Origin of the sequence: Steroidobacter sp., from assembly GCF_036406195.1 — a bacterium.
Taxonomy (GTDB): Bacteria; Pseudomonadota; Gammaproteobacteria; order Steroidobacterales; family Steroidobacteraceae; genus Steroidobacter.
Genome location: NZ_DASWVW010000019.1, coordinates 236,782 through 259,156, shown reverse-complemented (window position 1 = coordinate 259,156; position 22,375 = coordinate 236,782). Strand labels below are relative to the sequence as shown.

The following is a 22,375-nucleotide window of genomic DNA, read 5'->3' as shown; positions in this document are numbered from 1 at the left end:
AGAAGTGACTACCGACCAATAATCGATGAGTGGGATGAGGCGAGCTCGCGCCTCATTTCTTTGAATGCAATTCGTTCATGGCGCGTTCCGCGCCTTGTTCGAGGAACGTCGGCAATACCTGCAACGCCACGTCGATGGAGGCGAGGATTCGCTCCTCTTCCTCCTTCGGCGCCCGCCGCAGCACATAGTCGATCACCTGCGACTTGTCGCCGGGATGACCGACGCCGATGCGCAGCCGCCAGAAATCCGGGCCAATATGCGTGATGGTATCGCGCAGCCCATTGTGGCCGCCGGCGCCGCCGCCGAGCTTGAAGCGCACGTCACCCACCGGCAGATCCAGCTCGTCATGTACGACCAGGATTTCAGCCGGCTCCACTTTGGTGTAATCGGCGAGCGCACGGATCGCGAGCCCGCTGCGATTCATGTAGGTGGTGGGCTTGAGCAGTGTGATGTCGTTGCCGCAGTACTGCACACGGCAGATGTCGCCGTGAAATTTCGCATGACTGCGAAAGCTGCCGCCGAGCTTGGCGGCCAGCGCATCCACCAGCCAGAACCCCGCGTTGTGGCGCGTGAGCAGATGCTCAGGGCCGGGGTTGCCGAGACCGACGATGATTTTGAGGGGCGTACCGGGCATAGCAGTTCTACGAGAAAGTAAAGCAACGACGGCGGCACGGCCACCAATGTTACTGGCCGCCCGCCGTCGTGATCGCTCATTCAGCCGCCACTCTCTTATAAGAGATGACGGCCGAATGCGCGACCGGCGTTACTTCTTGGGAGCGGCCTTGGCAGCCGCCGCCGGAGCCGCAGCAGCAGCCGGAGCAGCACCCGCCGCAGGAGCCGCAGCAGCAGCGGCAGCCGCTGGAGATTCGGCTTCTTCAGCACGCGGATGATGGATCGAGACCACCGCCTCGTCGCGACCGTGCGTCAGCGCAACGATCTCGACGCCCTCGGGCAGCGGCAGATCGGACAGACGACGGATCTGGTTGATCTCCATGGTCGACAGATCGATCTCCAGATATTCCGGCAGGTCCTTCGGCAAGCACGCCACTTCCACTTCGTTCAACAGGTGCGACACCACGCCGCCCTGGGTCTTCACGCCCGGAGCCACGCTGGTTCCCTTGAAGTGCAGCGGAATGGTCATGCGGATCTTCTCGTTCTCCAGCACGCGCTGCAGATCCATGTGCAGGATCTGGTTCTTGGCCGGATGACGCTGCACGTCCTTCAGGATGGCGGCCTGCGTCTGGCCATCGATCTTGAGCTGCAGGATGGTGGAGAAGAACTTCTCGTTCACCAGCAGCGTCAGCAGGTTCTGGTGGTCCAGAGTGAGCTGCTGCGGTTCCTGACGGCCACCATAGAGAATCGCCGGAACTTTCCCAGCACGACGCAGGCGGCGGCTCGCACCCTTCCCCTGCACGCCGTCGCGGGAATCGGCGACGAGGTCAAATGAGGTTTTCATGAAATACTCCAGTTGAAAAACAAAGCGACGGCATATCGCGACCAATAACACCGTCACCGTGATTTTTTCTTTCCGCGGCTACGCCGCGAAGAGAAAAAGAAACCTGACTCCATCTAGCGGCCTAATGCCGCCACTGTGGTTTTCGTTCCGCGGCTTCACCGCAAAGAACTCCAGCTCGCGGCCCAGCGCCGCAATCCCGGTTCACGCGGCGAAGCCGCGGCTCTCCGAAACCGGCGCGGCATCAGCCACGCCATAAAAACAAAACCACTTCCTGCGAGCGGCGCCGCCAGGCGCTGCGCGCCATGTCCAAACCGCCGCCTCGGGTTTCACGCGGCGAAGCCGCGGTCTCCGAAACCCGGCGCGGCGTCAGCCGCGCCATAAAAAATAAAACCACTTCCTGCGAGCGGCGCCGCCAGGCGCTGCGCGCACAAACAAACTCAGTCGATATAAAGCGAGCTCACGCTCTCCTCATCCCGAATGCGCCGCATCGTCTCCGCAAGCAACCCCGCCACCGTCAGCTGCCGGATCTTCTTGCAGCTCCTCGCATCCTGGCGCAGCGGAATCGTATCCGTCACCACCAACTCATCCAGGTGCGACTGCGAAATACGATCGATCGCCGGCCCCGACAGCACCGCATGCGTGATGTAAGCCAGCACCTTCTTGGCGCCGTTCATCTTCAACGCCTCGGCTGCATGACACAGCGTGCCCGCCGTATCCACCAGGTCGTCGATCAACACGCAAGTCTTGCCCTTGACCTCGCCGATGATGTTCATCACCTCGGACTCGTTCGGCCGCGGACGGCGCTTGTCGATGATGGCGAGCTCCGCATCATCCAAGCGCTTCGCCAGCGCCCGGGCGCGCACCACGCCGCCAACGTCCGGCGACACCACCATCAGGTCGTCGTACTTCTGCTTCCACACGTCGCCAAGCAACACCGGCGACGCGTACACGTTGTCCACCGGGATATCGAAAAATCCCTGAATCTGATCGGCGTGCAGATCGACCGTCAGCACCCGGTCCACACCGGCGCTCGCGATCATGTTCGCAACCAGCTTCGCCGTGATCGGCACTCGCATGGCGCGCGGCCGGCGATCCTGGCGGGCGTAACCGAAATAAGGAATCACGGCGGTGATGCGCGCGGCCGAAGCGCGTCGGCAGGCATCGGTCATCACCAGCAATTCCATCAGGTGATCGTTGGCCGGCGGACAGGTCGGCTGCACGATGAACACGTCGCGCCCGCGCACGTTTTCGAGCAGCTCGACCGTCGACTCACTGTCGCTGAAGCGACTGACCGCGGCCCGGCCCAGCGGCACCATCAAGTGGCGCGCAATATCCTGGGCGAGCTGCGGATTGGCGTTGCCCGAAAACACCGCCATCGTGGCACGATCCATTCAAGACTCCGACTGGTAAGCACCTTGGCGGGGACGGCAGGCTCCGAACCTTCGAACGGCGGGACCATCTTCGGACCAGGGCCAATAGAATCAGTCACTTACTGATCCCACCCCGTCTCAGCCCCCGCTCCCCTCGATTCCCGTGGCTGGCACTGAAGCTGGCACCCGGAATAGCGGCGAACCAGTTGACGTACACGGTCCAAAACGGGGGCGCAATATACACGAATCCTGGCGGCTTTTTCTGCCCCGCTTCAAGGATCTGCGGGAATTTACCCGTGGGCGGCCCCGGTTCCGGGACCGCGCCGCCTCATGGGGATGTGGAGCCGAGCGGATCGGGGCTCTGTCCGGGCCGCCCTGCCGTTGAACGGTCCCTGCTCGAGCACGAGTGGGTGGCTTGCGAACTGGCGGGCCCTCTGCACCTGGTTATGACGCGAGCTCGTCGAGTGCCCCGACATCGCTGGCCGAAAGCTCGATCCCGACCGCCGCGATGTTCTCTTCCAGATGCTTCACCTTCGAGGTGCCGGGGATCGGCAGCATCACCGGGCTACGCTGGAGCATCCACGCCAGCGCAATCTGACTGGGCCGGGCGCGATGTTTCTTCGCGATGTCCTCGATTGCGGAGCCGGACTGCGCCAGACCGCCGGCCGCCAGGGGATTCCAGGGAATGAACCCGATGCCGTGCTGCTCGCAGTAGCTCAAGACAGGCTCGGCGCTGCGGTCCATAAGGTTGTAGCGATTCTGCACGGTCGCGACCGGGAACACCTTCGCGGCTGCTTCGATCTCTTCGACCGTCACTTCGCTCAAGCCCGCAAACCGAATCACACCTTCGTCGAGCAACTGTTTGACGGCAGCGAACTGCTCGTCGCGCGGTACCTTCGGATCGATCCGATGCAACTGCCACAAATCGATGCGCTCCACGCCGAGTTTCGCCAGGCTGCCGCGAGCCTGCTTCACGAGGTGGTCGGGCCGACCGTTCGTCAACCAGCGATCCGGCCCGGGGCGCGTCAGCCCACCCTTGGTCGCGACGACCAATCCTGTGTACGGATGCAGCGCCTCGCGCAGTAACTCCTCCGACACGTCCGGGCCGTAGGAATCCGCCGTATCGATGAAATTCACGCCGAGCTCAGGCAACCGTCGCAGCACACGCAGCGCTTCGGCCCTGTCCGCCGGCGGTCCCCAGACGCCTTGGCCGGTGATGCGCATCGCGCCGAAACCGAGTCGATGAATCTCGAGCGCTCCGCCGATACGAAAAGTGCCCGACTTCGCCGCCGTCAACGCCGCCATGATGCTCTCCGCTTGAACTGATTCAGTCACCGGTGACCATCGCATGCGGGGCACGGAAGCGGCAACCGAATCCTTCAGAACCCGGCATCAATCGCTGCCCGGTCCGCGCGACTCGTATCGCGACCGCTCGGTGACGACTGGTGCTCGGCCCTGAAATCGATCGGCCTGCCAACCGTCAATGCCCGGCGAAACTCGCCCTCCATTTCGCGATATGCCGCGTCGGCTTCGACGCCCAGCGCATCCAGAATTTTCGTCCAGAAGGCACGCGCGGCCGCAATGGCGGCAATGTCGAAGATCTGACCGTCCGTGAAACCGTGCTGCTTGAGCTGTTCGATCTGGCCACTCGTGACCTTGGTCGCGTCCCGAGCAACGTCACGTGCGAATGCCATCATCGCGACGTCGGCCGCCGATAGCGAGCTCGGTGTCTTGCCGCGCGCCATCGACTGTATGTCCTGCGCCGAGAAGAATTCCGTGAGCGCCTTGCCATGTGCCAACGAGCACAACGTACTGCGAAGCGCATGCGCCGAGGCGAACGTCGTGAGCTCATATCGTCTCTTGTCCATGTGACGTTTGACGCCGGACAACAGCTGCGCCCACAGGCGCATCACTTCCGGGCGATGACAGAACACCTTCGCGTAGTTCGGGATGTAGCCGTAATGCGCTGCCTGACGTTCGTACATCGCGCGCACTTCGTCTTCCAGCTCGGGAGCGTGATTGGTATCGATGAATGCCATGGTTCTCTCCGGTTCAGGCCGACTTGCGAGGCTGCAGCCATTTCGGCAGCAGGTCGCGAGGGTCGAGGTCGATGCGAGTGTCGTAGTGGATGCGGTTGTCGGCGAGGCGCCGCTGCAACGAGCCATCGCGCCATGCTTCGAACAGTTCGGTGCACCCGCCGACGTGCTCGCCGCCGACGAAGATCCGCGGAATGGTGGGTACACCGGTGCGGTTCATGAGAACCGTGCGGATCTTGCCGCCGAGGTCGTCGCGCTGGTACTCGACCGAGTCGAGATCGATGCTGCGATACTTTATGCCGACGCGCGCGAACATGCGCCGCACGGCCCAGCAGAACTCGCACCACTCGAGCGCGAACAGAACCACCGACTCATTGCAAAGCACTGCTTCCACGAAGCGTTCGGCATCCGCATCGTTCGGCAATCGTGTCGGTTGGATGACCGGCGTGGACGACGGTGCATCAAAGCGACATCCCGGCGTCGAGCGGGAGAGATCGAGTTCCTCGCGGGTCATCTCCTCGCCGATATCCTGGAACAAAGGCGTCGAGAGATACCGCTCGCCGGTATCGGGCAGCATGCAAACGATGTTCGTGCCTGCGGGCGAGCGCCGCGCCACATCCAGAGCAGCCGCCAGCGTCGCGCCGCTCGACGTGCCAACAAAAATTCCTTCCCGGCGCGCGAGCTCGCGTGCGAGATGCAGCGCGTCCGCGCCCGCGACCGGCACGATTTCATCGATGTGACCTGCCGCGACCGCCTGCCCGGTGAGCTTCGAAATGAAGTCCGGCGCCCAGCCCTGCATGAGATGCGGGCGAAATTGCGGATGGCTGCGCGACGGCGCGCCATCGGCGGAGCATGGCTGAGGGATGCCGCTACGAAGCACCGGCGCATTGTCGGGCTCGGCGGCGATGATTCTCGTTGCCGGGCTAGCTTTCTTCAGTGCGCGAGCGACCCCATTGAGCGTTCCCCCGGTGCCGAATCCGGAAACCCAGTAGTCGAGCCGCTCGCCCGCGAAGTCAGTGAGAATCTCCCGCGCGGTGGTACGCGAATGCACCTCGGCATTCGCTTCGTTCTCGAACTGGCGGCACAGATACCAACCATGCTGCCGAGCCAGTTCGACGGCTTTGGCCAACATGCCGCTGCCCTTCTCCGCGGCCGGCGTCAACACGACCTTCGCACCGAGAAAGCGCAGCAGCTTGCGGCGCTCGATGCTGAAACTTTCCGCCATGGTCACCACCAGGGGATATCCCTTCTGGGCACAGACCATGGCGAGCCCGATGCCGGTGTTACCGCTGGTTGCCTCGATGACCGTCTGGCCGGGCCGCAGCTCGCCGCTGCGTTCCGCCGCTTCGATGACGGCGCGGGCCATACGGTCCTTCACCGAACCCATCGGATTGAAGGCTTCGATCTTGACGTAAACGTTCACCCCCGGCGGCGCGAGCTTGTTCAATCTCACCAGCGGCGTGTTACCGATCGTTTCCAGGATGGTGTCGTAGCGGGCCATCGTCCTCTCCGTAAGAGATTTGGATGAGGCGATGCTGAGCCGGCACTGTGGGTGCGTTCGTGGGAACGAGCGTGGTTTTTTCGCAGCCGACCGTGGTTTTTGCCTTGGTGCGGCCGCTATCGGCCGGTTATATCGCTCGACGCAGCACCCTTACAGGCACTTGCCGTAGAATTCCGCCATGGGGGCCTTGCAGCTTAAATTCATTGGCGAGCTGGAAGTCTTACGCGACGGGGAGCGCCTGGAATTGCCGGCGTCGCGCAAAACGCGGGCGCTGCTTGCCTATCTCGCGCTGAACCGTCGGCCCTTCCGCCGCGAGCACTTGTGCGCACTCCTGTGGGAGATTCCGGACGATCCCCGCGGCTCGCTGCGTTGGAGTCTCTCCAAATTGCGGCGCCTGGTCGACGACGCAGCGCAAGTTCGAATCGTCGCCGACCGCAGCACCGTGGCGTTCGATCCGGCCGGAGCCGCCATCGACATCGATGCGCTCGCGGCAGTGGCCGAAGGCGATCTCGACCGCTGTCCCCTCGAAACGCTCGAAGCAGCCGCCGGACTCTATCTGGGCACACCGCTCGAAGGGCTCGATCTGCCCGATCTGCCGGACTACGATGCCTGGCGCCACGCCGAATGCGACGCCGTGCGCCGTTCGCAGGTCCGCCTGTTGACCGCACTGGTCCGGCGCCAGGCCGATGATCCGGAACGAGCGCTCCCGCATGCCCGAACATTGGTGCGACTCGATCCGCATGACGAGCGCGCGCGCGCGGCGCTCGTCCGCCTGCTCATTGCGCTGGGACGCGACGATCAGGCCGAGCAACAATTCAAGCTGGGCATGCGGATGCTGCAAGAAGTGGGCGCGCAGCCTGGCGGCGAGCTCGATCGCGCCTGGCGCAGACCGGCAGCACGAACCGCCGCGCCTGCCAATCGCAGCCCGGAGCTCGCGCGTCCGCTCCTCGAAAGCTGCCCGGCGCCGGCGAGCGCTCGGCCCATCGGCCGCGACGCGGAAATCGATGTCATTACAACGACCTTGTCGCGCGTCATCGAGCAGCGCCGCTGCTGCGTGCTGGTCATCTGCGGCGAACCGGGCATCGGTAAGAGCCGCTTGCTGGCCACGAGCGCGACGCTTGCGGCCAACAGCGGCGCATTGCTGCTCGAATCCTGTGCCTATGAATCCGAGGCGATCCGTCCGTTCGCAGTGTGGATCGACGCCTTGCGCAAGCTCGATGCGGGGGCGGCGGATGCCATTTTCAAGCAGCGCGATCACACCAATCGGGATCGCTTGTTCGATGCTCTGAGCGATGCGATCGCCGCACGCGCCAGCGTACAACCGGTAGCGCTGATATTCGACGATCTGCAGTGGGCGGACGAATCGAGCGCGGCGGCCCTGCATTACGTCGCGCGTATGAATCGAGACCAACCGTTGCTGTGCGTCTTCGCATGTCGCGAGGACGAGCTACGTGAGAACGCGCCCGCGTGCCGCGCGTTGCGAGAGTTGCGCCAGACAGGGTTGCTCCAAGATATCAAGCTCGGGCCCCTCGCGCCCGAGGCCTTGCGCGAGCTGATCAGCGCGAGCTCGCCGCAGGCGAACAGCGAGCGCTTGAGCCGGCAATGTAGCGGCAATCCGCTGCTCGCGATCGAATTGGCTCGCGCTGAAGCCGCAGGTGACAACGCACGTTCGCTCGGTGATCTGGTGCAGGAGCGCCTCGCTCGTTTCGACAAGGAAGGCGGAAACGTGCTGCGCTGGGCAGCCGTGCTTGCGCCGCGAATCGACGCAGCCACGCTGGCACGGGTCACGGGGTTGGATTGGAACCGGATCGGCGAGGTGCTGCAGACTGCTGCCCGCCAGGCAATGTTGCTACCGGTCGAGCAGCAATTTCGCTTCTCGCACGACTTGATCGCGCGCGGCATTTACGACTCGATTTCGCTTGCTCAGCGGCGCTCGATGCATCGGCGCGTTGCTGAACTGTTGGAGCAGGACTCCGCGCTCGATCCCGAACGCGCCGCCGACCTGGCGCACCACGCTTCACAAAGCGGCGACGCGGGACTGGCCGCGCGCGCCATGATTTCCGCCGGTCGATTGTGCCTGCGCTTCTTCGCCAACCAGCAAGCGCTCGCGCTGGCACGCAAGGGACTGCAATGGGTCGCTCAATTGCCGGCGGCCGAACGCGTGTGCCCCACGATCGAGCTGCGCGAGGTCATGATGACAGCAGCGCCTCTGGAAGACTGGCGGGCGGCGGCACGCGAATACGCCGAGCTCGCCGAACAGGCGCTGGATCAGGGCGCGCTCACGCACGCCCGGCGGGCCTATTACATGGCGAGCTATGTGAACTGGATGCACGGACATTGGGACGGTGCACGCGAGGAGATCCTGCAAGCCGAGCGGGCGGCTCGCGGCGGTGATGATCAGGAACACATCATCGGCATGGCCGAAGCCGCGCGCTGCCTGGTTATGCTCGAGCGCGATCTGCCGCATGCCGACGCCATGTTGATGGAGGTGCAAGCGCTAGCGGCGCGCAAGCACCTGCGCCATCCCGCGATCCCGGCGGCATTGGGCATGCTGCGTTTTCACGAGAATCGACTGGACGAGGCCGCCGAGCAGTTCAAGTCGGCCCGCATCCTGGCGCGCTCTTCAGGCGACCGGATCAGCGAATTCCAGGCCAACGAATACCTGGCGATGATCGACATCGAGCGCGGCCGCCCGGAGGCCGCGCGAGCGTACTGTGCCACTCTGATCGAGCTCGGTGAGAAGTTGCGCGAAGGCAGCGAGCGCTGCTTCGCCCGGACCCTGGATGCGCTTTGTCACTATGCAATCACGGACGACGCCACGCCGCTCGATCCGGCACTGGCGGACTTGCGTGCGGCCGACGCGAAATACCGCCTCGCTTACGCGCTGAATCGAGCGGCGCTCGTCGACCTGGAACGGCAGAAGCCGCAAGCGGCGATCCACCGAGCCACCGAGGCGCTGCGCTGCGCCGAGACTCTCGAGCGTGGCAGTGAGGTCATGCTCGCGCACATCCTCCTGGCGCGAGCGCATCGTGCAGCGAATGACGAGCCTGCCTGCGCCAGACACATCGCCGCGCTCGCCGACTTCGAGGACGCTCCGGTCGCGGAGTGGACGCGCAGCCGCGCGGCTGGTTTGAGGACGATGCTCGACTGAGGCGCAGCATATGGCGACACACATGTTTCTCGAACGCAATTTCGCTACGCCGATCGGCGCGACCGAAGCGCTCGCACACTCTGAGCAAGGCGCCTGGTGCCTGGAAATGCATCGAGTGAAGTGGCAAGGCAGCTTTCTCGCCACGGACGGAATCAGAATGGTGTGCTGGTTCGTAGCGCCCGACGCGGAGTCCGTGCGTGCCGCGCTCGCCAAAGGCGGCCTCGACACCCGGCGCCTGTGGATCGGCACCGTGCACGAAGGGCCGGAGCCGGCGGTCCCGAACGTACTCGTCGAGCGCTCCTTCCAGCAACCGGTCGAGCTCGCGGAAATCCAGGCGATCGAGGATGCCGGCCATTGGTGCCTGCGAGCGCATCGTGTGAAATTTGCGCGGACCTTCTTTGCCAGCCACCGCAAGCGGATGCTGTGCCTGTACCAGGCGCCCGATGCCGAATCGGTCCGCCTGGCGCAGCGCCAGGCCGCCATGCCGATGGACGCGGTGTGGGCGTTCGATCGGATTTCTGCCGACACACGGATTCCACGCTCGCCCTGAAAATTCCACGGCGGCTCCCACGCTGGGTCTAACGCCGGACTCGCACAGTTCTCCCCGTCCCCGGTCCCCCGGACCGGACTCATTCACACACGAGGGAGAACAGAAATGAACGTCACCACCGCAGTCGACAACGGCGTGAATGTCGAGGCATTGCTCGGCGCCCGCCAGGCGCTCACCGAGGCCCCCGAGGCCGCCCGCTTCAATTGGCGCGCGAGCTGCAGCTGGGTCAAGGGCACCCACAGCCAGTCGAGCGTGCAGGCATTCTTCGGTCTCGGCGCCGAGCAGAAGCACAAGACCGAGTTCCGCTACGACGCCGACCATCCCGAGATCTTTGCCGCCGACGACAACGGGCCCGCGCCGGTCGAGTTCATCCTGGTGGGCCTGGCCTCGTGCCTGACCGCAGGCATCGCCTCCGTCGCCCAGCATCGCAAGATCCAGCTGCGCTCGGTGAAGGCCACCGTCGAAGCCGGGATGGACCTGCAGGGCATCCTTGGCATCGATGCCGACGTGCGCAACGGCTTCGACGGCGTGCACGTCATGTTCGAGATCGACGCCGATGCCACCAGGGAGCAGATCGCCGCGCTGGTCGCTCAATCGCAGAAACGCTCCGCCGTGTTCGACATCCTGACCAACCCCACCAACGTGACGGTGCAAGTCAAATGAGCGGCGCCGCCCGAGAACGACATGTGCTTGCCCGCCGCATCGACGTCGTCGTGATCGGCGCCGGCCATGCGGGGCTGGCGATGAGCCGATATCTATCGCAGCACGCGATCGATCATGTCGTTCTCGAGCGCGGCGAGATTGCAAACTCCTGGCGGCGTGAGCGCTGGGATTCATTGCGGCTGTTGACGCCGAACTGGCAGAGCCGCCTGCCGGGCTACCGCTACGAGGGTGTCGATCCAGACGGCTACATGGCGATGCCGGAGGTCATCGAGTTCATCGACGGATATGCGCGTTTCATCTCGGCGCCTGTGCAAAACAGGACTACAGTGTTTTCAGTCCGCGCACGCGAAGATCGATATGACGTCATCAGCGATCGAGGTCGCTGGAACTGCCGCGCCGTGGTCATCGCCAGCGGTGCCCACGGCATGCCCAACGTCCCGGCACTCGCCACTGCTCTGCCGGCATCAGTTCGCTCGCTGACGACCAAGGAGTACCGCAACCCGAGCCAGCTCGACGATCGAGGCGTTCTCGTCGTCGGAGCATCCGCGAGCGGTGTGCAACTCGCGGATGAGATTCATCGCTCGGGAAGAGCCGTGACACTCGCCGTTGGCGAGCACATTCGAATGCCGCGCGTTTATCGCGGCCTCGATATCCAATGGTGGCTCGACGCCTGCGGAATTCTCGATGAACGCTACGACGAGGTCGACGACATCGTCCGGGCGCGGCGCGTTCCGTCCCCCCAACTGATCGGCACCGCGCAGCGCGCGATGCTCGATCTGAATGGCCTCACCGAGCGTGGCGTCGCAATCGTCGGCCGCTTGGTGGGCATACGCGATGGCAGAGCCCAGTTCTCCGGATCGTTGCGAAACCATTGCGCCATGGCGGACCTGAAGCTCGAACGGATGCTCGATAGGATCGATGCGTGGGTCGAGGCGAACGGCAAGGGCCCGCAAGTGGGCACACCCGAGCGATTCGTTCCAACGCATGTCGAAGATGCCCCGCCACTGAGTCTCGATTTCGCGCGCGGTCACATCGGCACCGTCCTGTGGGCCACCGGCTCGCGGCCGGACTACAGTTGGCTGCACGTTCCGGCGTTCGATCACAAGGGGCGCCTGCGCCACGACGGTGGGATCGTGGATGTGCCCGGCTTGTACGTCCTCGGCCTCACATTCATGCGCCGACGCAAGTCGAGTTTTATCCATGGCGCCGAAGACGACGCGCGCGAGCTGAGCACTCACCTCGCCAACTATCTGCGTGGCGGCATGGAGGCGCCAAGCTTCGTGCAGCGCCGTCTCAGCGCCTGAGGCCGAGTCGTGGTGGAGAACGACGCACCCCGAGTCGAGGCGCTGCAGAAAGTGCCACTACGAAAGTCGGTGACACGGCCCTGCAACGAGGGGCTTACCGAAGTCATCGGCGAGCTCGTTGTTCCTGTCGCCATGACACCCGCCGATCTTGCAGCCTTCGAAGATTCGTGCGGCCGGTGTTTCCAGGCCCATCGCGTCGAGCTGGTTCAACTGTTTCTCTCGCGCGACCGCAAACGTGCAGTGATGATTTTTCGCGCACCCGACGCCGAATCGGTGCGCTTGGTGTGCCGACGGGTTTCGCTGCCGCTGCAACGCGTTTGGGCGTGCCGGCAACTCGTCGGTCAGGGCATGACTGGTAACAGCAAGTGCGACGGGCGCTCGGCGTCGTGAAAGATGGTTTGGGTCGCGACCTGCCGAGTGCCGCACGCGAAAACATGATAGCGCGCGCTTTTTTTGCAGCCTGGATCTGCCGGACTTCGTTGCCACGTCGTCCAGCACCGCGTCGATCCCTGTGTAAAGTAGGTTCATGACCTCATGCGCATGAAAGGCGCGGTTGCGCCGCTGCTGTCCCTGCGGGCGCAAGATGTCCAGGTCGAGGAGTGTGGACACGGCGGCGTTGGCGGACGGGTAGGTTACCTGCAGGCGTTCGACCAACGAGGGCACCGTAACGACGGGTTGGCCGAGCAGTCGGAACGTGATAGTGAGACTCGGGATGCTCTTGATAATGTGCAGGCGCGTTATATGCAGGCGCGCCGCACGGGCGGGGCCGGACGAGCGAGCAGCTCAGCGCTGCAGCAATGCTTTCACCGCGCTACGCGCGCGAGCGTTTTTCCTCGAACTCTGGTTGCCGTGCCATCGGACACCGTCTGTAAACAGGTCATCGTCTATGCGTTGAGTCTCCTGAAAGCCGAGCGCCTGGAGGATCTAAGGCTTGTTTTCGTGGGTGCGCCGGACGTCGCGCCTGGATCAAGGATCGGGCTCGCTACGCTGGAGTGTCGGCGGCGGCCGGCCCAGGTCGTGCAACTCGGCGCCGCTGCTCCTCCCGCACCTCAGCGACTGTCAGGCCGGTCTGGGTAGCGATTACATCGAGGAGCAGATGGTCAGGTGTGCGGGGCAGGCGCAAGGCATGCAGCCGCTCCCAGATTTCGATGCGCTCGCGCGGCTCCTTCACGGGTGATGCCTGATCTTCCAGCTCGCTTTCCCGCAGCGCCGCCCGCTCCTGCCGGGCTCTTTGAACTTGCAGGCGGTGCTCTGCCGGGCTGTCATGGAGCGTGGCGGGCCCCTGGTAACCCTGTCTATCGAAAGTCATCGTCGTACTCCTTCTGCGCTACTTGGGCCGGCAGCTCTTGCTATGCGCCTCGATCACAAGGAGCACAAGCGGTAGCGCGATACACCCGCTCACTTGTCGCGACGGGCTGAATACATTTCTCGGCGTCATCCAGTGTGCACGCATTCACCGCGTTTAGATAGGTGAATATTCTATGGACCGTGTTGTTGCCGCCGTTTCCGCATCCCGGAGGCCGTTCAGATAAACCGCTCCAGCGAAGCCACGCGCGAAGAAAGCCCGGCCCGCCGAGCGTTTTATGTATCTATTTGTGCCAGCCAGGCGCATAGTGGCCTCATCCCGGCCACGCCTACTCTGGCCCGATCCATCGCATCCGCATTGACACGGCGGCGGCGCGCCTACCGTCTCGCTCAAGCGGAGCTATCCATGCTGCACCACGTATCGCACCAACTGCGTCATCTACTGAAAGCAGCCGGTCGCTCGATTGCCGTATCGCTTGCATCACAGCGCCAGAATCATCGCGTCCGACTTCCGATCGCAGCCATGACCGGCCGGCCCTCTGGACAACGAGCCTGGGAGCAACGCCTGTTGATCAGGCAAGGTGCCCGGATGCATGCTACCAGCCTGGAGCGTGGTGACCGTTGTTCGATCGCCATGCTGGACAGCCGCGGGATGGTGGTCGCCTGGCACGACAGCTTGCATGGTGCGGCATTGTTCGATCACAGAATCATCGGCACTCACGTGTCACAGTTCTATCCTGCCGCGGATGTGGCACTCCAGCGAGCTGATCGGCAGTTGAAGATCGCATCCATCCTCGGCGCGGATACCCGCGAGGGATGGTATCGCCGCGCCAACGGGTCGGTCTTCTGGGGCGTTACTGTGATCGAGGCACTGCAGCTGAAGAACGGAGAGCTGCATGGTTATTCCCATGTGACACGCCCATCGAGGGATCCTCGTGGACACGCCCACATGACCGCGCAGCGCGCCTCACGAGAATTCTTCATGTGCGCTGGCGTAGCAGCGGCTGCGTGAGACGAAGAAGTCTTCGCCAGGCATCGCCGCTATCTCGACAGTGGTGAAGCTCCTACGGGCAAAGATATCGGAGCGCAGCGACGCAAAGCGTATTAGACTGCAGATCGCGTCTGCCCCTCCTCTTTCTCCAACCTGAAGAGTCCCTTGAGTAAGACACCGAACTACAAGCAGCAAAAGAAACGTCGCGAAGACATGCAGAAGAAGAAAAACGAGGAAAAGCAGCGACAGCAGGCCGCGCGCAAGGCACCTGACTTTCTGCCACCGAAACCCTGACCGATCACTCGTCGCGGCTCAGCTTGAATTGCCTGACGAAGCGATAGTCCACAGCGGTACCGAGACCGAGCTCCGTCGCCTTGTGCCGAACCGATGCAGGATCTCGATGCAACCGCGTCGCCAGTTGCATCACACACTCGTCCGCATGTTGCCAGCTCTTGACCGTCTGGCCGTGCAGTAGGGATTTCAGCTCCGCGATCTCGTACTCCTGCCATTCTCCTTGCGACCGGGCCACCGACTGGCGATGCTGCTCAGCCGCCTCGTGGTCGCGGATGGCCTGCGTCAGCACTTCGATCAAAGTGGCCTTGTGTTCCGACGGCAGCTCGCTCGTGATCACGAAGCGAAGCGCGGCATGCAACGCCGCCAAACGATCCGGGTATTTGGTGTCCTCGGGCATGGTCATCTCGCGGGCATGGCAACACACGCCGCCTCTGATCTGGGAAACCCCGCTTCACACGACCAAAACCGCAAGGCCTTCTCCAAGCTGCAGACCGAATCGCAGTGTGCGCGCTTCGGTAGACTTTAGATAGGCAAATATTTCTGTAACGGTTGCGTGAGACGATCCTCGGGCTTGGATCGCACACATCGGCGTTCGGCCGCTACTTTGGCTGATAATTCTTGTTGCGCGCCTCGAATGCCCGGATCTCTCGTTCCGCGTCGGCGCGGTTGAGGCCGTAAACCTCCTGAATCATGCTCAGCAACCCAGCTCGCTTACCGGCGATCGCTCGCAATTGCTCTGCATCGAGCTTCAGCCAGCGCGCCTTTACCGTGCCTTGGAACTGCACCCAGTTATTTTCCGCCAATGTCCAGTTCATAGAATCATCGCAGTCCAAGGAAGGGGCGCGCAGCCTACACCTGTTCGCGGCGGCGTGCTTGGGTGTCGTCCAGGATCAAAGATCGCGGTGCCCTCGGTCGTGCTTCCCATGGTCGGTGTGATGTCGAGCCCGGGTATCTGCAGATGACCTCGTGGCGAGCGAAAGCAACTGGATGAGCGAAACCTCAGCGACGAGAAGATTGTAAGTATTCTCCGAAACCGGACCGCCGGTGAGTTTGCAACCATTGCCGTGTGTATCGGCTCCCGATTTTCCTTCTGACAAGGACAGCCCGATGTGCAGGCGCAGCTGCGCGTCGATCCTTACACATACCGCGCTCGGTTCGCGGCACGAGGGCTTCCGTGCCGGTTTACGTATGATAAAGTCCGACTCGGCTTTGTGGGGTTGGATGGAATCACGACCAACAAGGGCATGCATATGCACGGCGAATCTTTTTTCACTCCGGTGCGCATCGTCAGCTACGTCGTGTTGCTCGCCATGCTGGCCGCGATCGTCTACACCGCCTGGATCTCGCTGACTCACTGGACGGGCATCGGCGTCTGAGCCGCCGCCCTGGGATGTGATCCATGAACAAACGTCAGGCACGCGTGTTCGCCATCGCGTCTACAGCCCTCGCCACTGTCGTGTTTCTCGGGCTGACCGTACACAGCCACACCCAGTTCGACGAACTGACGAACGCGGAGAACAACACCCCCCAGGTGCAGAGTGGCCGCGACGTCTGGCACAGATATAACTGCGTCAACTGCCATACGTTGTTCGGCGAAGGCGCGTACTACGCGCCGGACCTCACCAAGATCACGCAGCTGCGTGGCGAGCAGTACCTGAAGGCGTACATGCGCGATCCCTCGAGCTTCTATGATGAGCAACGTCATCGGCGTCTGATGCCGAGGCAGGACCTGAGCGAGCAGGAGATCGACGATCTCATCGCATTTCTCGATTGGGTCAGCAAGGTGGACAACCAGGGCTGGCCGCCCCGGCCGATACTCGTGACCGGCGCTTCGATTCCAGGCACCGACTTTGGCCTCCCGCAGACTTCGGATGCCGGGGCATCCGCGTCATTGCCGCCGGGCGCCCGGCCCGTGAGTGGCCAGGAGAATCCGATCGCGTTGGGAGCCGCTGCCTTCCGGTCCGTCGCGCCAGCATGCAATGCGTGTCACTCAACGGCACCAGGCGTCAATATGGCCGGCCCGTCGCTCGCGGGTGTCGCGGCACGAGCCGAGAAGATCATCCAGGCGCCCGACTATCAAGGCGAAGCTCGCGACGTCAAAGGTTATCTGATCGAGTCCATTCGCTCACCGAGCGCGTATATCGTGCCCGGCCCGATGTATTCGGCCAACGGGCAGTCGTTCATGCCGAACACATACGCGCACGATCTGAGTGCCGAGCAGATCGAGCAACTCGCCGAATTCCTCCAGACGCTGAAGTAGGAGCTCGCAATGCGCTATCGCTCGCAGGCCGTCGCCTACTGGTATTTCGCCGTCGCCATGGTGTTATTCGGATTGCAGCTGGTATTCGGGCTGCTCTCCGCCGCCAAGTATCTCGGCCCCGATCCGCTGCTGAACATCCTGCCCTTCGATGTGACCAAGGTGATCCATACGAATCTGTTGATCGTCTGGGTCCTCACCGGCTTCATGGGGGCGACCTATTGGATGATTCCCGATGAATCGCGCACCGAGCTGCACAGCGTAAAGCTCGCCTATGTCCAGCTCGGGTTGTGGGTCGTGATGGGTGTCACCGCCATCATCGGCTACTTGTTCCGGTACGGCACCGGCAACAAGTTGCTGGAACAACCGCTGCCTCACAAGATCGTGATCGTGATCGTCATGCTGATGTTTCTTTACAATGTCATCATGACGATCCGCAAATCGGGGCGTTTCACCACCACAGAAGGGGTTCTGCTGCTGGGCGTGGCCGGCGCCGCCGTGCTCTACCTGCCCGCGCTCCTGCATTACGAAAACTACACCGTCTCCATCTTCTATCGCTGGTGGACGATTCATTTGTGGGTCGAAGGTGTGTGGGAGATGATTCAGGGCGGCTTCCTCGCGTATCTGTTGATCCGGCTGTCCGGTGCGGATCGCGAGGTGCTGGAAAAATGGCTCTATGTGATCGTGGGGCTGGTGTTCATCGCCGGCATTCTCGGCACTGCCCATCATTATTATTGGGTCGGAGTGCCAGGGTACTGGCTGCCCATCGGAGGCTTCTTCAGCGCGCTCGAGCCACTGGCCCTGGTCGGCATGGCGGTGTACGCCTACTCGGCCATCAGACGCTCCGGGCTCGCACATCCGAATACACTGGCGCTGCATTGGACCATCGGCAGCGCGGTGTTCACATTGTTTGGCGCAGGCTTGCTGGGGCTCGCCCACACCTGGCCCTCGGTCAACAAGTGGACGCACGGAACACTCATCACGGCCATGCATGGTCATGCCGCCTTCTATGGCGCTTACGCGATGATCGTTCTCGCCATGATCACTTTCGCCTTGCCGAGCATGACCCATGACCGCCGCGAGCAAGGCAGCGCGCTCGGCTACTGGTCGTTCTGGCTGCAACTCGCGGGCATGTTCGGGATGACGCTGTCGTTCGCGACGGCGGGCATCGGACAGGTCTATCTCGAACGCATCCTGGGGCTGGGCTTTCTCGACACGCAGCTGAAGATCCAGGTGCATTTCCTGATGCTGGTGGCGACGGCATCGTTGTTCACCGTCGGCGTCGCATTGTTCATCTGGGACTTCTTCCGCACCCGGCCGCGCTTCGAGGTGGTCAGCGACAGCGCGACTGCGCCGGATGAATTCGCCAGGGTCGCCCGAGCATCGTCATGAGCAGCGAGCGGGCGCACGAGATCGATGCGCCCCCGGCAGTTGCGCGCGCCAAGCCCTACTATGTAGCTAGCGGCGAAGAAGTCCGCATCTTCGAACAGAGTCAGGCGAATGGTCTCGCGGTGATGCTCAAAGGGCCGACCGGCTGCGGCAAGACCCGCTTTGTCGAGTACATGGCCTGGAAGCTCGGCCGCCCGCTCATCACCATCTCCTGTCACGATGATCTGACGGCCAACGATTTGATCGGACGGTTTCTGATCCGTCACGACGGCACTTTCTGGCAAGACGGGCCGCTCACCCGCGCCGTGCGCACTGGCGCCATCTGTTACCTGGATGAGATCGTGGAGGCGCGGCAGGACACGGTCGTCGTGCTGCACTCGCTGACCGATCATCGTCGCGAGCTCTACATCGACAAGACCGGCGAGCAGCTCGCCGCGCCGCGCGAGTTTCAACTGGTGATCTCCTACAATCCGGGCTATCAACGCATGCTGAAGGATTTGAAGCCCAGCACGCGGCAACGTTTCGTGGCGCTGGAGTTCGATTTCCCGCCGCCGGAACTGGAAGCCGAGATTGTTGCTCATGAGAGCGGACTGGAGCGCAGCACGGCGCACGGACTGGTCTCACTCGGCGGCCGATTACGGGAGTTGCGCGACCGCGGGTTGACGGAGGTTCCGAGCACTCGCCTCCTGATTGCCGCCGCGCGCCTGGCCGCGAGCGGCGTGCCCATTCGTGAAGCATGCAACGCAGGTCTCATCGCTCCGCTCTCCGATGACATCAGCCTGATCTGCACCATGAAGGATCTGGTCGACGCCACGTTCGTCTGAGAGATCGGCATGCCTGAAGCCGAAGACGTTCTCACCGATGTCGCGCGACACGCCACTGTGTTTGCGCAGGATCTGTGGCGCCGTCATCGCAAGCTCGACACGCCCGCACCGCTCGATCTACAGGCGCTGTTACACCGGCTCGATCTGTTCATCACGGCGGCCTTCCACACGACGTTGCCGTTACGAATCGCTCAGGCGCCGGCACGAAGAACCTGGCTACGAAACGTACTGCGAAAAGTCGAGCTGCCCATCGCCGAGACCGCGATTCCGGCCACGGATGGCGTTTCGATCTGGCTCCCCCGGCCCCCATCAAACGTCACCGAGCGTGGCGCGCTGGATTGGATGCGGCTCATGGCCATGCAACAGGCGCAACGCGCGCAGCGTGGAGCGACTCGCCTGCTGCCCTCGGTTAGAACGCCACTGGAGCGTTCTATCTATGAGGTACTTGAAGCCCTTGCGGCCGATGTCGAGCTCGCCTACCAGTTCGGTGGCATCAGGACTCGCCTGCTCCATTGGCGTGCCGAGAGGCTAGCCGCGCGTCCGTCATTGCGAGAGTTTCCGGTCGTTCGACAGCCGCTCGAGTCCTGGCTGCGCACCGAGATCGCTGCGCCTTTGCCATCCGTGCCAGCCAGCCGCTCGCCGGCCGACTCTTTGGCTCGTGCGAAATCATTGGCAGAGCGCTTGATGCCGAGCAACGCAAGCAACCAGACCGATGCCTCTCGTTTGCTGCGCGACGAATGGATCGGCGAGTTACGTGAACCGCCAGGATCATCAGTACCGCCAACGGTGAGCTCGGATCTCGGTTCTTCGGAAGCTCCGGCGCGCCCGCCTCGTTCTGCCCGATTGGGGCGACGCCCCAACGTTCGCCAGGCCGATGAGCGTGACGAACACGCACAGCAGGGTGCATGGATGGTACAGACCGCCCAACCGCACGAGCATGCGGAAGATCCCTTTGGCCTGCAGCGCCCCACCGATCGCGATGAAACTACCGCAGCGGAGGACTTCGCCGATGCCGTTTCCGAGCTCACCGAAGCGCGCCTCGTAGCCACTGCGGACGCCCCGAAAGAAGTCCTCATTTCCGAGGATCCGCCCGGGGCAAGCGCGATCGCCAAGACGCGCATCGAAAGTGCGCACAGCAGGTTTGCATATCCCGAATGGGATTTTCGATCGCGTAGCTACCGGCACCCTGGTGCAATCGTGCATGCACTGGACGCACCGCTGGGTCCCGTCGCGTGGGTCACGCAAACACTGGAAGCGCACCGAGCCATGCTGCACACCGTGCGTCGGCAGTTCGAAGCTCTGCATGCGCGACGTATCTCGCTGCGGCAACAAACAGACGGCGAGGACCTCGACCTGGAGGCTTGCATCGATGCCTTCGCAAACATCCGCAGCGGTGCGGCGCTGCGGCCCGGACTCTATCGCAGCACGCGAAATGCACGACGCGAGATGGCAGTGCTGTTACTCATCGACGTGAGCGGTTCGACGGACTCTTGGATCTCCACTCACCGGCGCACGATCGACGTGGAACGCGAAGCGTTGCTGCTGGTGTGCGAGGCCCTGGAGGGGCTGCGCGAACGATACAGCGTGCTGGCATTCTCAGGCGAGGGTCCCGCGCGCGTCACCATTCGCCGCGTGAAGGATTTTTCAGAACGTTACAGCGACGAGATCACCCAGCGCATCGCCGGGCTCGAACCCGAGCGATACACCCGCGCGGGTGCGGCGATCCGTCACGCCTCGGCGCTGCTCATGCGCGAAGCCGCTCATCACCGATTGTTGCTGATCCTCTCGGATGGCAAACCGAATGACCTGGACGAATACGATGGTCGCCATGGCGTGGAGGATACGCGGCAAGCGGTGATGGAAGCGCGTCAGCAAGGTATCTTCACCTTCTGCCTCACCATCGACCGGCACTCCGCAGGCTACTTGCCCGCAGTCTTCGGCAGGCATCACTACGCTGTCCTGAACCGTCCGGAAATGCTTCCCAACGCACTCCTTGGATGGCTCCGCCGGCTCTTGCACGGATAGAGGATGGAGCCGAAATCGCCGGCACTCGCAAGAGCGTTAAAAACACAATATAGTCAATTACTTGTGATTCCCTGGCCGACGCCAAAGCCGGCCCGGTATACCGATGTGCCAGTTAAAGCCGCCCCGAGTATCCCTGCAGATCTAAAACGACGCGTTAAGAATGCAAGGATGCTGAAGCGTCGATATAGGGATTTCACAGTGCTCGTGAGGATCTCGCACCGAAAAAACATTCGTCGTCTACTCAGGAACCGAACGCTAACCGAACTGCTCAACCACGAACGGCGCTACTCATCGGCCACGAACGATATCTCCCGCCTCGTGAACGGGACGATCCCGCTGGTCACTGTGTCAAATTTCGGGGTCTTCACGAAACTGCGTGAGGTTGGCAGCGATCCGACGCATTGCTGCCAGATACTCATCGAAGTGCCGCTGGAACCGATTGGCTGGCGAAGAAAGCGTCAATGCGAAGGGCGATACGCCGTTATCGAGCGGCACGGCAAGACAGCACAGGCCGAGCGAGAACTCCTCGTTGTCAATTGCGTATCCCTGCGCGCGGATACGCTCGAACTCGCTGTACAAATCGGGCAGCTTGGTGACGGTTCGATTGGTTCGAGCGGTGAGCGCGTGACGCGAGAGATAGTCGGAACGCACGTCCTCCTGGGCGAATGCGAGCAGCAGCTTGCCCGATGCTCTCGCATGGGCGTCCTCGTGAGTGCCATGCGTCGCCTCGGTCGCATGCACCGGATTGGTACCGCGCGCCGTTACCAACATGACGATTTCGCCGTCCATCCAGCCGGTGGCGTAGGCAGTTTCGCCGGTCATCTTGGAAATCTCTCGCACGATCGGAGCGAGATGTTGCGAAGGCACCAGCTGACGCCGGAAAGCTTCCGCAAGCGTGCCGACGCGCAACCCCAAGACATAGAGGCCGCGTTCGTTTTGGCGCAGCATGCCAGTGGCCATCAGCGTATGGACGAGGTGATACGTCGCCTGGCGCGGCAAGTTGGCGTTGCGTGCGATGTTGACCGTCTTCAGGCCGCTTTCGCTTTGCGCGACGGCGAACAGGATCTTCATCGCACGGGCGACGGACTGCACGCGCACGTCCGGCTCGCGCAGGGCATTGGTGGGGTTGTCCGTCGGCTGCGACCCGAGGGCGTTCTCCGCTGGAGACTCTGGGCTATCCTGTCGTGGCACTAGCATCACCATGGGGTTGTTGGCGCTCATTGTGAATGATTGCTGCCCATGAAGCATGCTTTCGCAAC

At 62.8% G+C, this 22,375-nt stretch carries 22 protein-coding genes; 11 read left to right on the top strand and 11 right to left on the bottom strand.

What is annotated here, in order from left to right; translation table 11 throughout:
* Positions 1 to 52: 52 nt before the first annotated feature.
* The 6 genes from pth to cysK form a co-directional block, all read right to left on the bottom strand.
* Positions 53 to 634 carry an aminoacyl-tRNA hydrolase gene (gene pth, locus VGE08_RS09275; RefSeq protein WP_331067585.1) on the bottom strand — a complete coding sequence of 194 codons (582 nt, stop codon included), beginning with the start codon at positions 632 to 634 and terminating at the stop codon, positions 53 to 55.
* Positions 635 to 763: 129 nt separating this feature from the next.
* Entirely contained in the window at positions 764 to 1,456 is a 693-nt protein-coding gene (locus tag VGE08_RS09270; protein ID WP_331067584.1) for a 50S ribosomal protein L25/general stress protein Ctc, read from the bottom strand.
* Positions 1,457 to 1,893: 437 nt separating this feature from the next.
* Positions 1,894 to 2,832, bottom strand: coding sequence for a ribose-phosphate diphosphokinase (locus tag VGE08_RS09265; RefSeq protein ID WP_331067639.1), 939 nt, complete (start codon positions 2,830 to 2,832; stop codon positions 1,894 to 1,896).
* Between the two features lie 438 nt (positions 2,833 to 3,270).
* Positions 3,271 to 4,131, bottom strand: coding sequence for an aldo/keto reductase (locus VGE08_RS09260; RefSeq protein ID WP_331067583.1), 861 nt, complete (start codon positions 4,129 to 4,131; stop codon positions 3,271 to 3,273).
* Between the two features lie 74 nt (positions 4,132 to 4,205).
* Complete coding sequence (locus VGE08_RS09255; RefSeq protein ID WP_331067582.1) at positions 4,206 to 4,865, bottom strand: carboxymuconolactone decarboxylase family protein; 660 nt, start codon at positions 4,863 to 4,865, stop codon at positions 4,206 to 4,208.
* Positions 4,866 to 4,878: 13 nt separating this feature from the next.
* Complete coding sequence (cysK, locus tag VGE08_RS09250) at positions 4,879 to 6,363, bottom strand: cysteine synthase A (RefSeq protein ID WP_331067581.1); 1,485 nt, start codon at positions 6,361 to 6,363, stop codon at positions 4,879 to 4,881.
* Between the two features lie 178 nt (positions 6,364 to 6,541).
* On the opposite strand from cysK, the gene VGE08_RS09245 reads away from it, so the two are divergent.
* The 4 genes from VGE08_RS09245 (at position 6,542) to VGE08_RS09230 (ending at position 12,031) form a co-directional block, all read left to right on the top strand.
* Positions 6,542 to 9,514 (top strand): ATP-binding protein, encoded by a 2,973-nt coding sequence (locus VGE08_RS09245; RefSeq protein ID WP_331067580.1) that lies wholly within the window; start codon positions 6,542 to 6,544, stop codon positions 9,512 to 9,514.
* A gap of 22 nt (positions 9,515 to 9,536) precedes the next feature.
* Positions 9,537 to 10,064 carry a nickel-binding protein gene (locus VGE08_RS09240; RefSeq protein WP_331067579.1) on the top strand — a complete coding sequence of 176 codons (528 nt, stop codon included), beginning with the start codon at positions 9,537 to 9,539 and terminating at the stop codon, positions 10,062 to 10,064.
* A gap of 105 nt (positions 10,065 to 10,169) precedes the next feature.
* Positions 10,170 to 10,727, top strand: coding sequence for an OsmC family protein (locus VGE08_RS09235; RefSeq protein ID WP_331067578.1), 558 nt, complete (start codon positions 10,170 to 10,172; stop codon positions 10,725 to 10,727).
* Positions 10,724 to 12,031, top strand: coding sequence for an NAD(P)-binding domain-containing protein (locus VGE08_RS09230; protein WP_331067577.1), 1,308 nt, complete (start codon positions 10,724 to 10,726; stop codon positions 12,029 to 12,031). Before VGE08_RS09235 ends, VGE08_RS09230 begins: the two co-directional genes overlap by 4 nt.
* Positions 12,032 to 12,088: 57 nt before the next feature.
* Here the strand turns inward: VGE08_RS09230 and VGE08_RS09225 are convergent, their stop codons facing one another.
* Positions 12,089 to 12,685 carry a hypothetical protein gene (locus tag VGE08_RS09225; RefSeq protein WP_331067576.1) on the bottom strand — a complete coding sequence of 199 codons (597 nt, stop codon included), beginning with the start codon at positions 12,683 to 12,685 and terminating at the stop codon, positions 12,089 to 12,091.
* A gap of 328 nt (positions 12,686 to 13,013) precedes the next feature.
* A complete protein-coding gene (locus tag VGE08_RS09220; RefSeq protein ID WP_331067575.1) occupies positions 13,014 to 13,340 on the bottom strand; it encodes a hypothetical protein in 327 nt (108 codons plus the stop codon).
* Positions 13,341 to 13,925: 585 nt separating this feature from the next.
* Here VGE08_RS09220 and VGE08_RS09215 point away from each other — a divergent pair.
* A complete protein-coding gene (locus tag VGE08_RS09215) occupies positions 13,926 to 14,348 on the top strand; it encodes a hypothetical protein (RefSeq protein WP_331067574.1) in 423 nt (140 codons plus the stop codon).
* A 144-nt stretch (positions 14,349 to 14,492) separates the two neighbouring features.
* Positions 14,493 to 14,621, top strand: a complete 129-nt coding sequence (locus VGE08_RS09210; RefSeq protein ID WP_331067573.1) for a hypothetical protein — start codon at positions 14,493 to 14,495, stop codon at positions 14,619 to 14,621.
* Between the two features lie 4 nt (positions 14,622 to 14,625).
* Here the strand turns inward: VGE08_RS09210 and VGE08_RS09205 are convergent, their stop codons facing one another.
* Positions 14,626 to 15,018, bottom strand: a complete 393-nt coding sequence (locus tag VGE08_RS09205; protein ID WP_331067572.1) for a hypothetical protein — start codon at positions 15,016 to 15,018, stop codon at positions 14,626 to 14,628.
* A 202-nt stretch (positions 15,019 to 15,220) separates the two neighbouring features.
* On the bottom strand, positions 15,221 to 15,436 hold the full coding sequence (locus VGE08_RS09200; protein WP_331067571.1) for a hypothetical protein: 216 nt from the start codon (positions 15,434 to 15,436) through the stop codon (positions 15,221 to 15,223).
* Between the two features lie 435 nt (positions 15,437 to 15,871).
* Here VGE08_RS09200 and VGE08_RS09195 point away from each other — a divergent pair, with 435 nt between their 5' ends.
* The 5 genes from VGE08_RS09195 to VGE08_RS09175 are packed head-to-tail and all read left to right on the top strand — an operon-like array spanning position 15,872 to position 21,116.
* Positions 15,872 to 15,997, top strand: a complete 126-nt coding sequence (locus VGE08_RS09195; RefSeq protein ID WP_331067570.1) for a hypothetical protein — start codon at positions 15,872 to 15,874, stop codon at positions 15,995 to 15,997.
* Between the two features lie 23 nt (positions 15,998 to 16,020).
* Complete coding sequence (locus VGE08_RS09190) at positions 16,021 to 16,881, top strand: c-type cytochrome (protein WP_331067569.1); 861 nt, start codon at positions 16,021 to 16,023, stop codon at positions 16,879 to 16,881.
* A gap of 9 nt (positions 16,882 to 16,890) precedes the next feature.
* The gene (locus VGE08_RS09185) at positions 16,891 to 18,270 is read left to right on the top strand and encodes a cbb3-type cytochrome c oxidase subunit I (protein WP_331067568.1); all 1,380 of its coding nucleotides are present in this window, start codon (positions 16,891 to 16,893) and stop codon (positions 18,268 to 18,270) included.
* Entirely contained in the window at positions 18,267 to 19,091 is an 825-nt protein-coding gene (locus VGE08_RS09180; RefSeq protein WP_331067567.1) for a CbbQ/NirQ/NorQ/GpvN family protein, read from the top strand. Before VGE08_RS09185 ends, VGE08_RS09180 begins: the two co-directional genes overlap by 4 nt.
* 9 nt (positions 19,092 to 19,100) lie before the next feature.
* Positions 19,101 to 21,116, top strand: coding sequence for a nitric oxide reductase activation protein NorD (locus VGE08_RS09175; protein ID WP_331067566.1), 2,016 nt, complete (start codon positions 19,101 to 19,103; stop codon positions 21,114 to 21,116).
* A 348-nt stretch (positions 21,117 to 21,464) separates the two neighbouring features.
* Here VGE08_RS09175 and VGE08_RS09170 read toward each other — a convergent pair whose 3' ends face one another.
* The gene (locus tag VGE08_RS09170) at positions 21,465 to 22,337 is read right to left on the bottom strand and encodes an IclR family transcriptional regulator (protein ID WP_331067565.1); all 873 of its coding nucleotides are present in this window, start codon (positions 22,335 to 22,337) and stop codon (positions 21,465 to 21,467) included.
* Positions 22,338 to 22,375: the final 38 nt, after the last annotated feature.

Excerpts from the sequence above, each read along its gene's own strand:
- VGE08_RS09190 (WP_331067569.1), top strand. The coding sequence starts at position 16,021 with ATGAACAAACGTCAGGCACGCGTGTTCGCCATCGCGTCTACAGCCCTC.
- VGE08_RS09205 (WP_331067572.1), bottom strand. The coding sequence starts at position 15,018 with ATGCCCGAGGACACCAAATACCCGGATCGTTTGGCGGCGTTGCATGCC.
- VGE08_RS09235 (WP_331067578.1), top strand. The coding sequence starts at position 10,170 with ATGAACGTCACCACCGCAGTCGACAACGGCGTGAATGTCGAGGCATTG.
- VGE08_RS09220 (WP_331067575.1), bottom strand. The coding sequence starts at position 13,340 with ATGACTTTCGATAGACAGGGTTACCAGGGGCCCGCCACGCTCCATGAC.
- VGE08_RS09195 (WP_331067570.1), top strand. The coding sequence starts at position 15,872 with ATGCACGGCGAATCTTTTTTCACTCCGGTGCGCATCGTCAGCTACGTC.
- VGE08_RS09265 (WP_331067639.1), bottom strand. The coding sequence starts at position 2,832 with ATGGCGGTGTTTTCGGGCAACGCCAATCCGCAGCTCGCCCAGGATATT.
- VGE08_RS09185 (WP_331067568.1), top strand. The coding sequence starts at position 16,891 with ATGCGCTATCGCTCGCAGGCCGTCGCCTACTGGTATTTCGCCGTCGCC.
- VGE08_RS09200 (WP_331067571.1), bottom strand. The coding sequence starts at position 15,436 with ATGAACTGGACATTGGCGGAAAATAACTGGGTGCAGTTCCAAGGCACG.
- pth (WP_331067585.1), bottom strand. The coding sequence starts at position 634 with ATGCCCGGTACGCCCCTCAAAATCATCGTCGGTCTCGGCAACCCCGGC.
- VGE08_RS09270 (WP_331067584.1), bottom strand. The coding sequence starts at position 1,456 with ATGAAAACCTCATTTGACCTCGTCGCCGATTCCCGCGACGGCGTGCAG.
- VGE08_RS09245 (WP_331067580.1), top strand. The coding sequence starts at position 6,542 with ATGGGGGCCTTGCAGCTTAAATTCATTGGCGAGCTGGAAGTCTTACGC.
- cysK (WP_331067581.1), bottom strand. The coding sequence starts at position 6,363 with ATGGCCCGCTACGACACCATCCTGGAAACGATCGGTAACACGCCGCTG.
- VGE08_RS09175 (WP_331067566.1), top strand. The coding sequence starts at position 19,101 with ATGCCTGAAGCCGAAGACGTTCTCACCGATGTCGCGCGACACGCCACT.
- VGE08_RS09170 (WP_331067565.1), bottom strand. The coding sequence starts at position 22,337 with ATGAGCGCCAACAACCCCATGGTGATGCTAGTGCCACGACAGGATAGC.
- VGE08_RS09180 (WP_331067567.1), top strand. The coding sequence starts at position 18,267 with ATGAGCAGCGAGCGGGCGCACGAGATCGATGCGCCCCCGGCAGTTGCG.
- VGE08_RS09215 (WP_331067574.1), top strand. The coding sequence starts at position 13,926 with ATGCATGCTACCAGCCTGGAGCGTGGTGACCGTTGTTCGATCGCCATG.
- VGE08_RS09260 (WP_331067583.1), bottom strand. The coding sequence starts at position 4,131 with ATGGCGGCGTTGACGGCGGCGAAGTCGGGCACTTTTCGTATCGGCGGA.
- VGE08_RS09230 (WP_331067577.1), top strand. The coding sequence starts at position 10,724 with ATGAGCGGCGCCGCCCGAGAACGACATGTGCTTGCCCGCCGCATCGAC.
- VGE08_RS09255 (WP_331067582.1), bottom strand. The coding sequence starts at position 4,865 with ATGGCATTCATCGATACCAATCACGCTCCCGAGCTGGAAGACGAAGTG.
- VGE08_RS09240 (WP_331067579.1), top strand. The coding sequence starts at position 9,537 with ATGTTTCTCGAACGCAATTTCGCTACGCCGATCGGCGCGACCGAAGCG.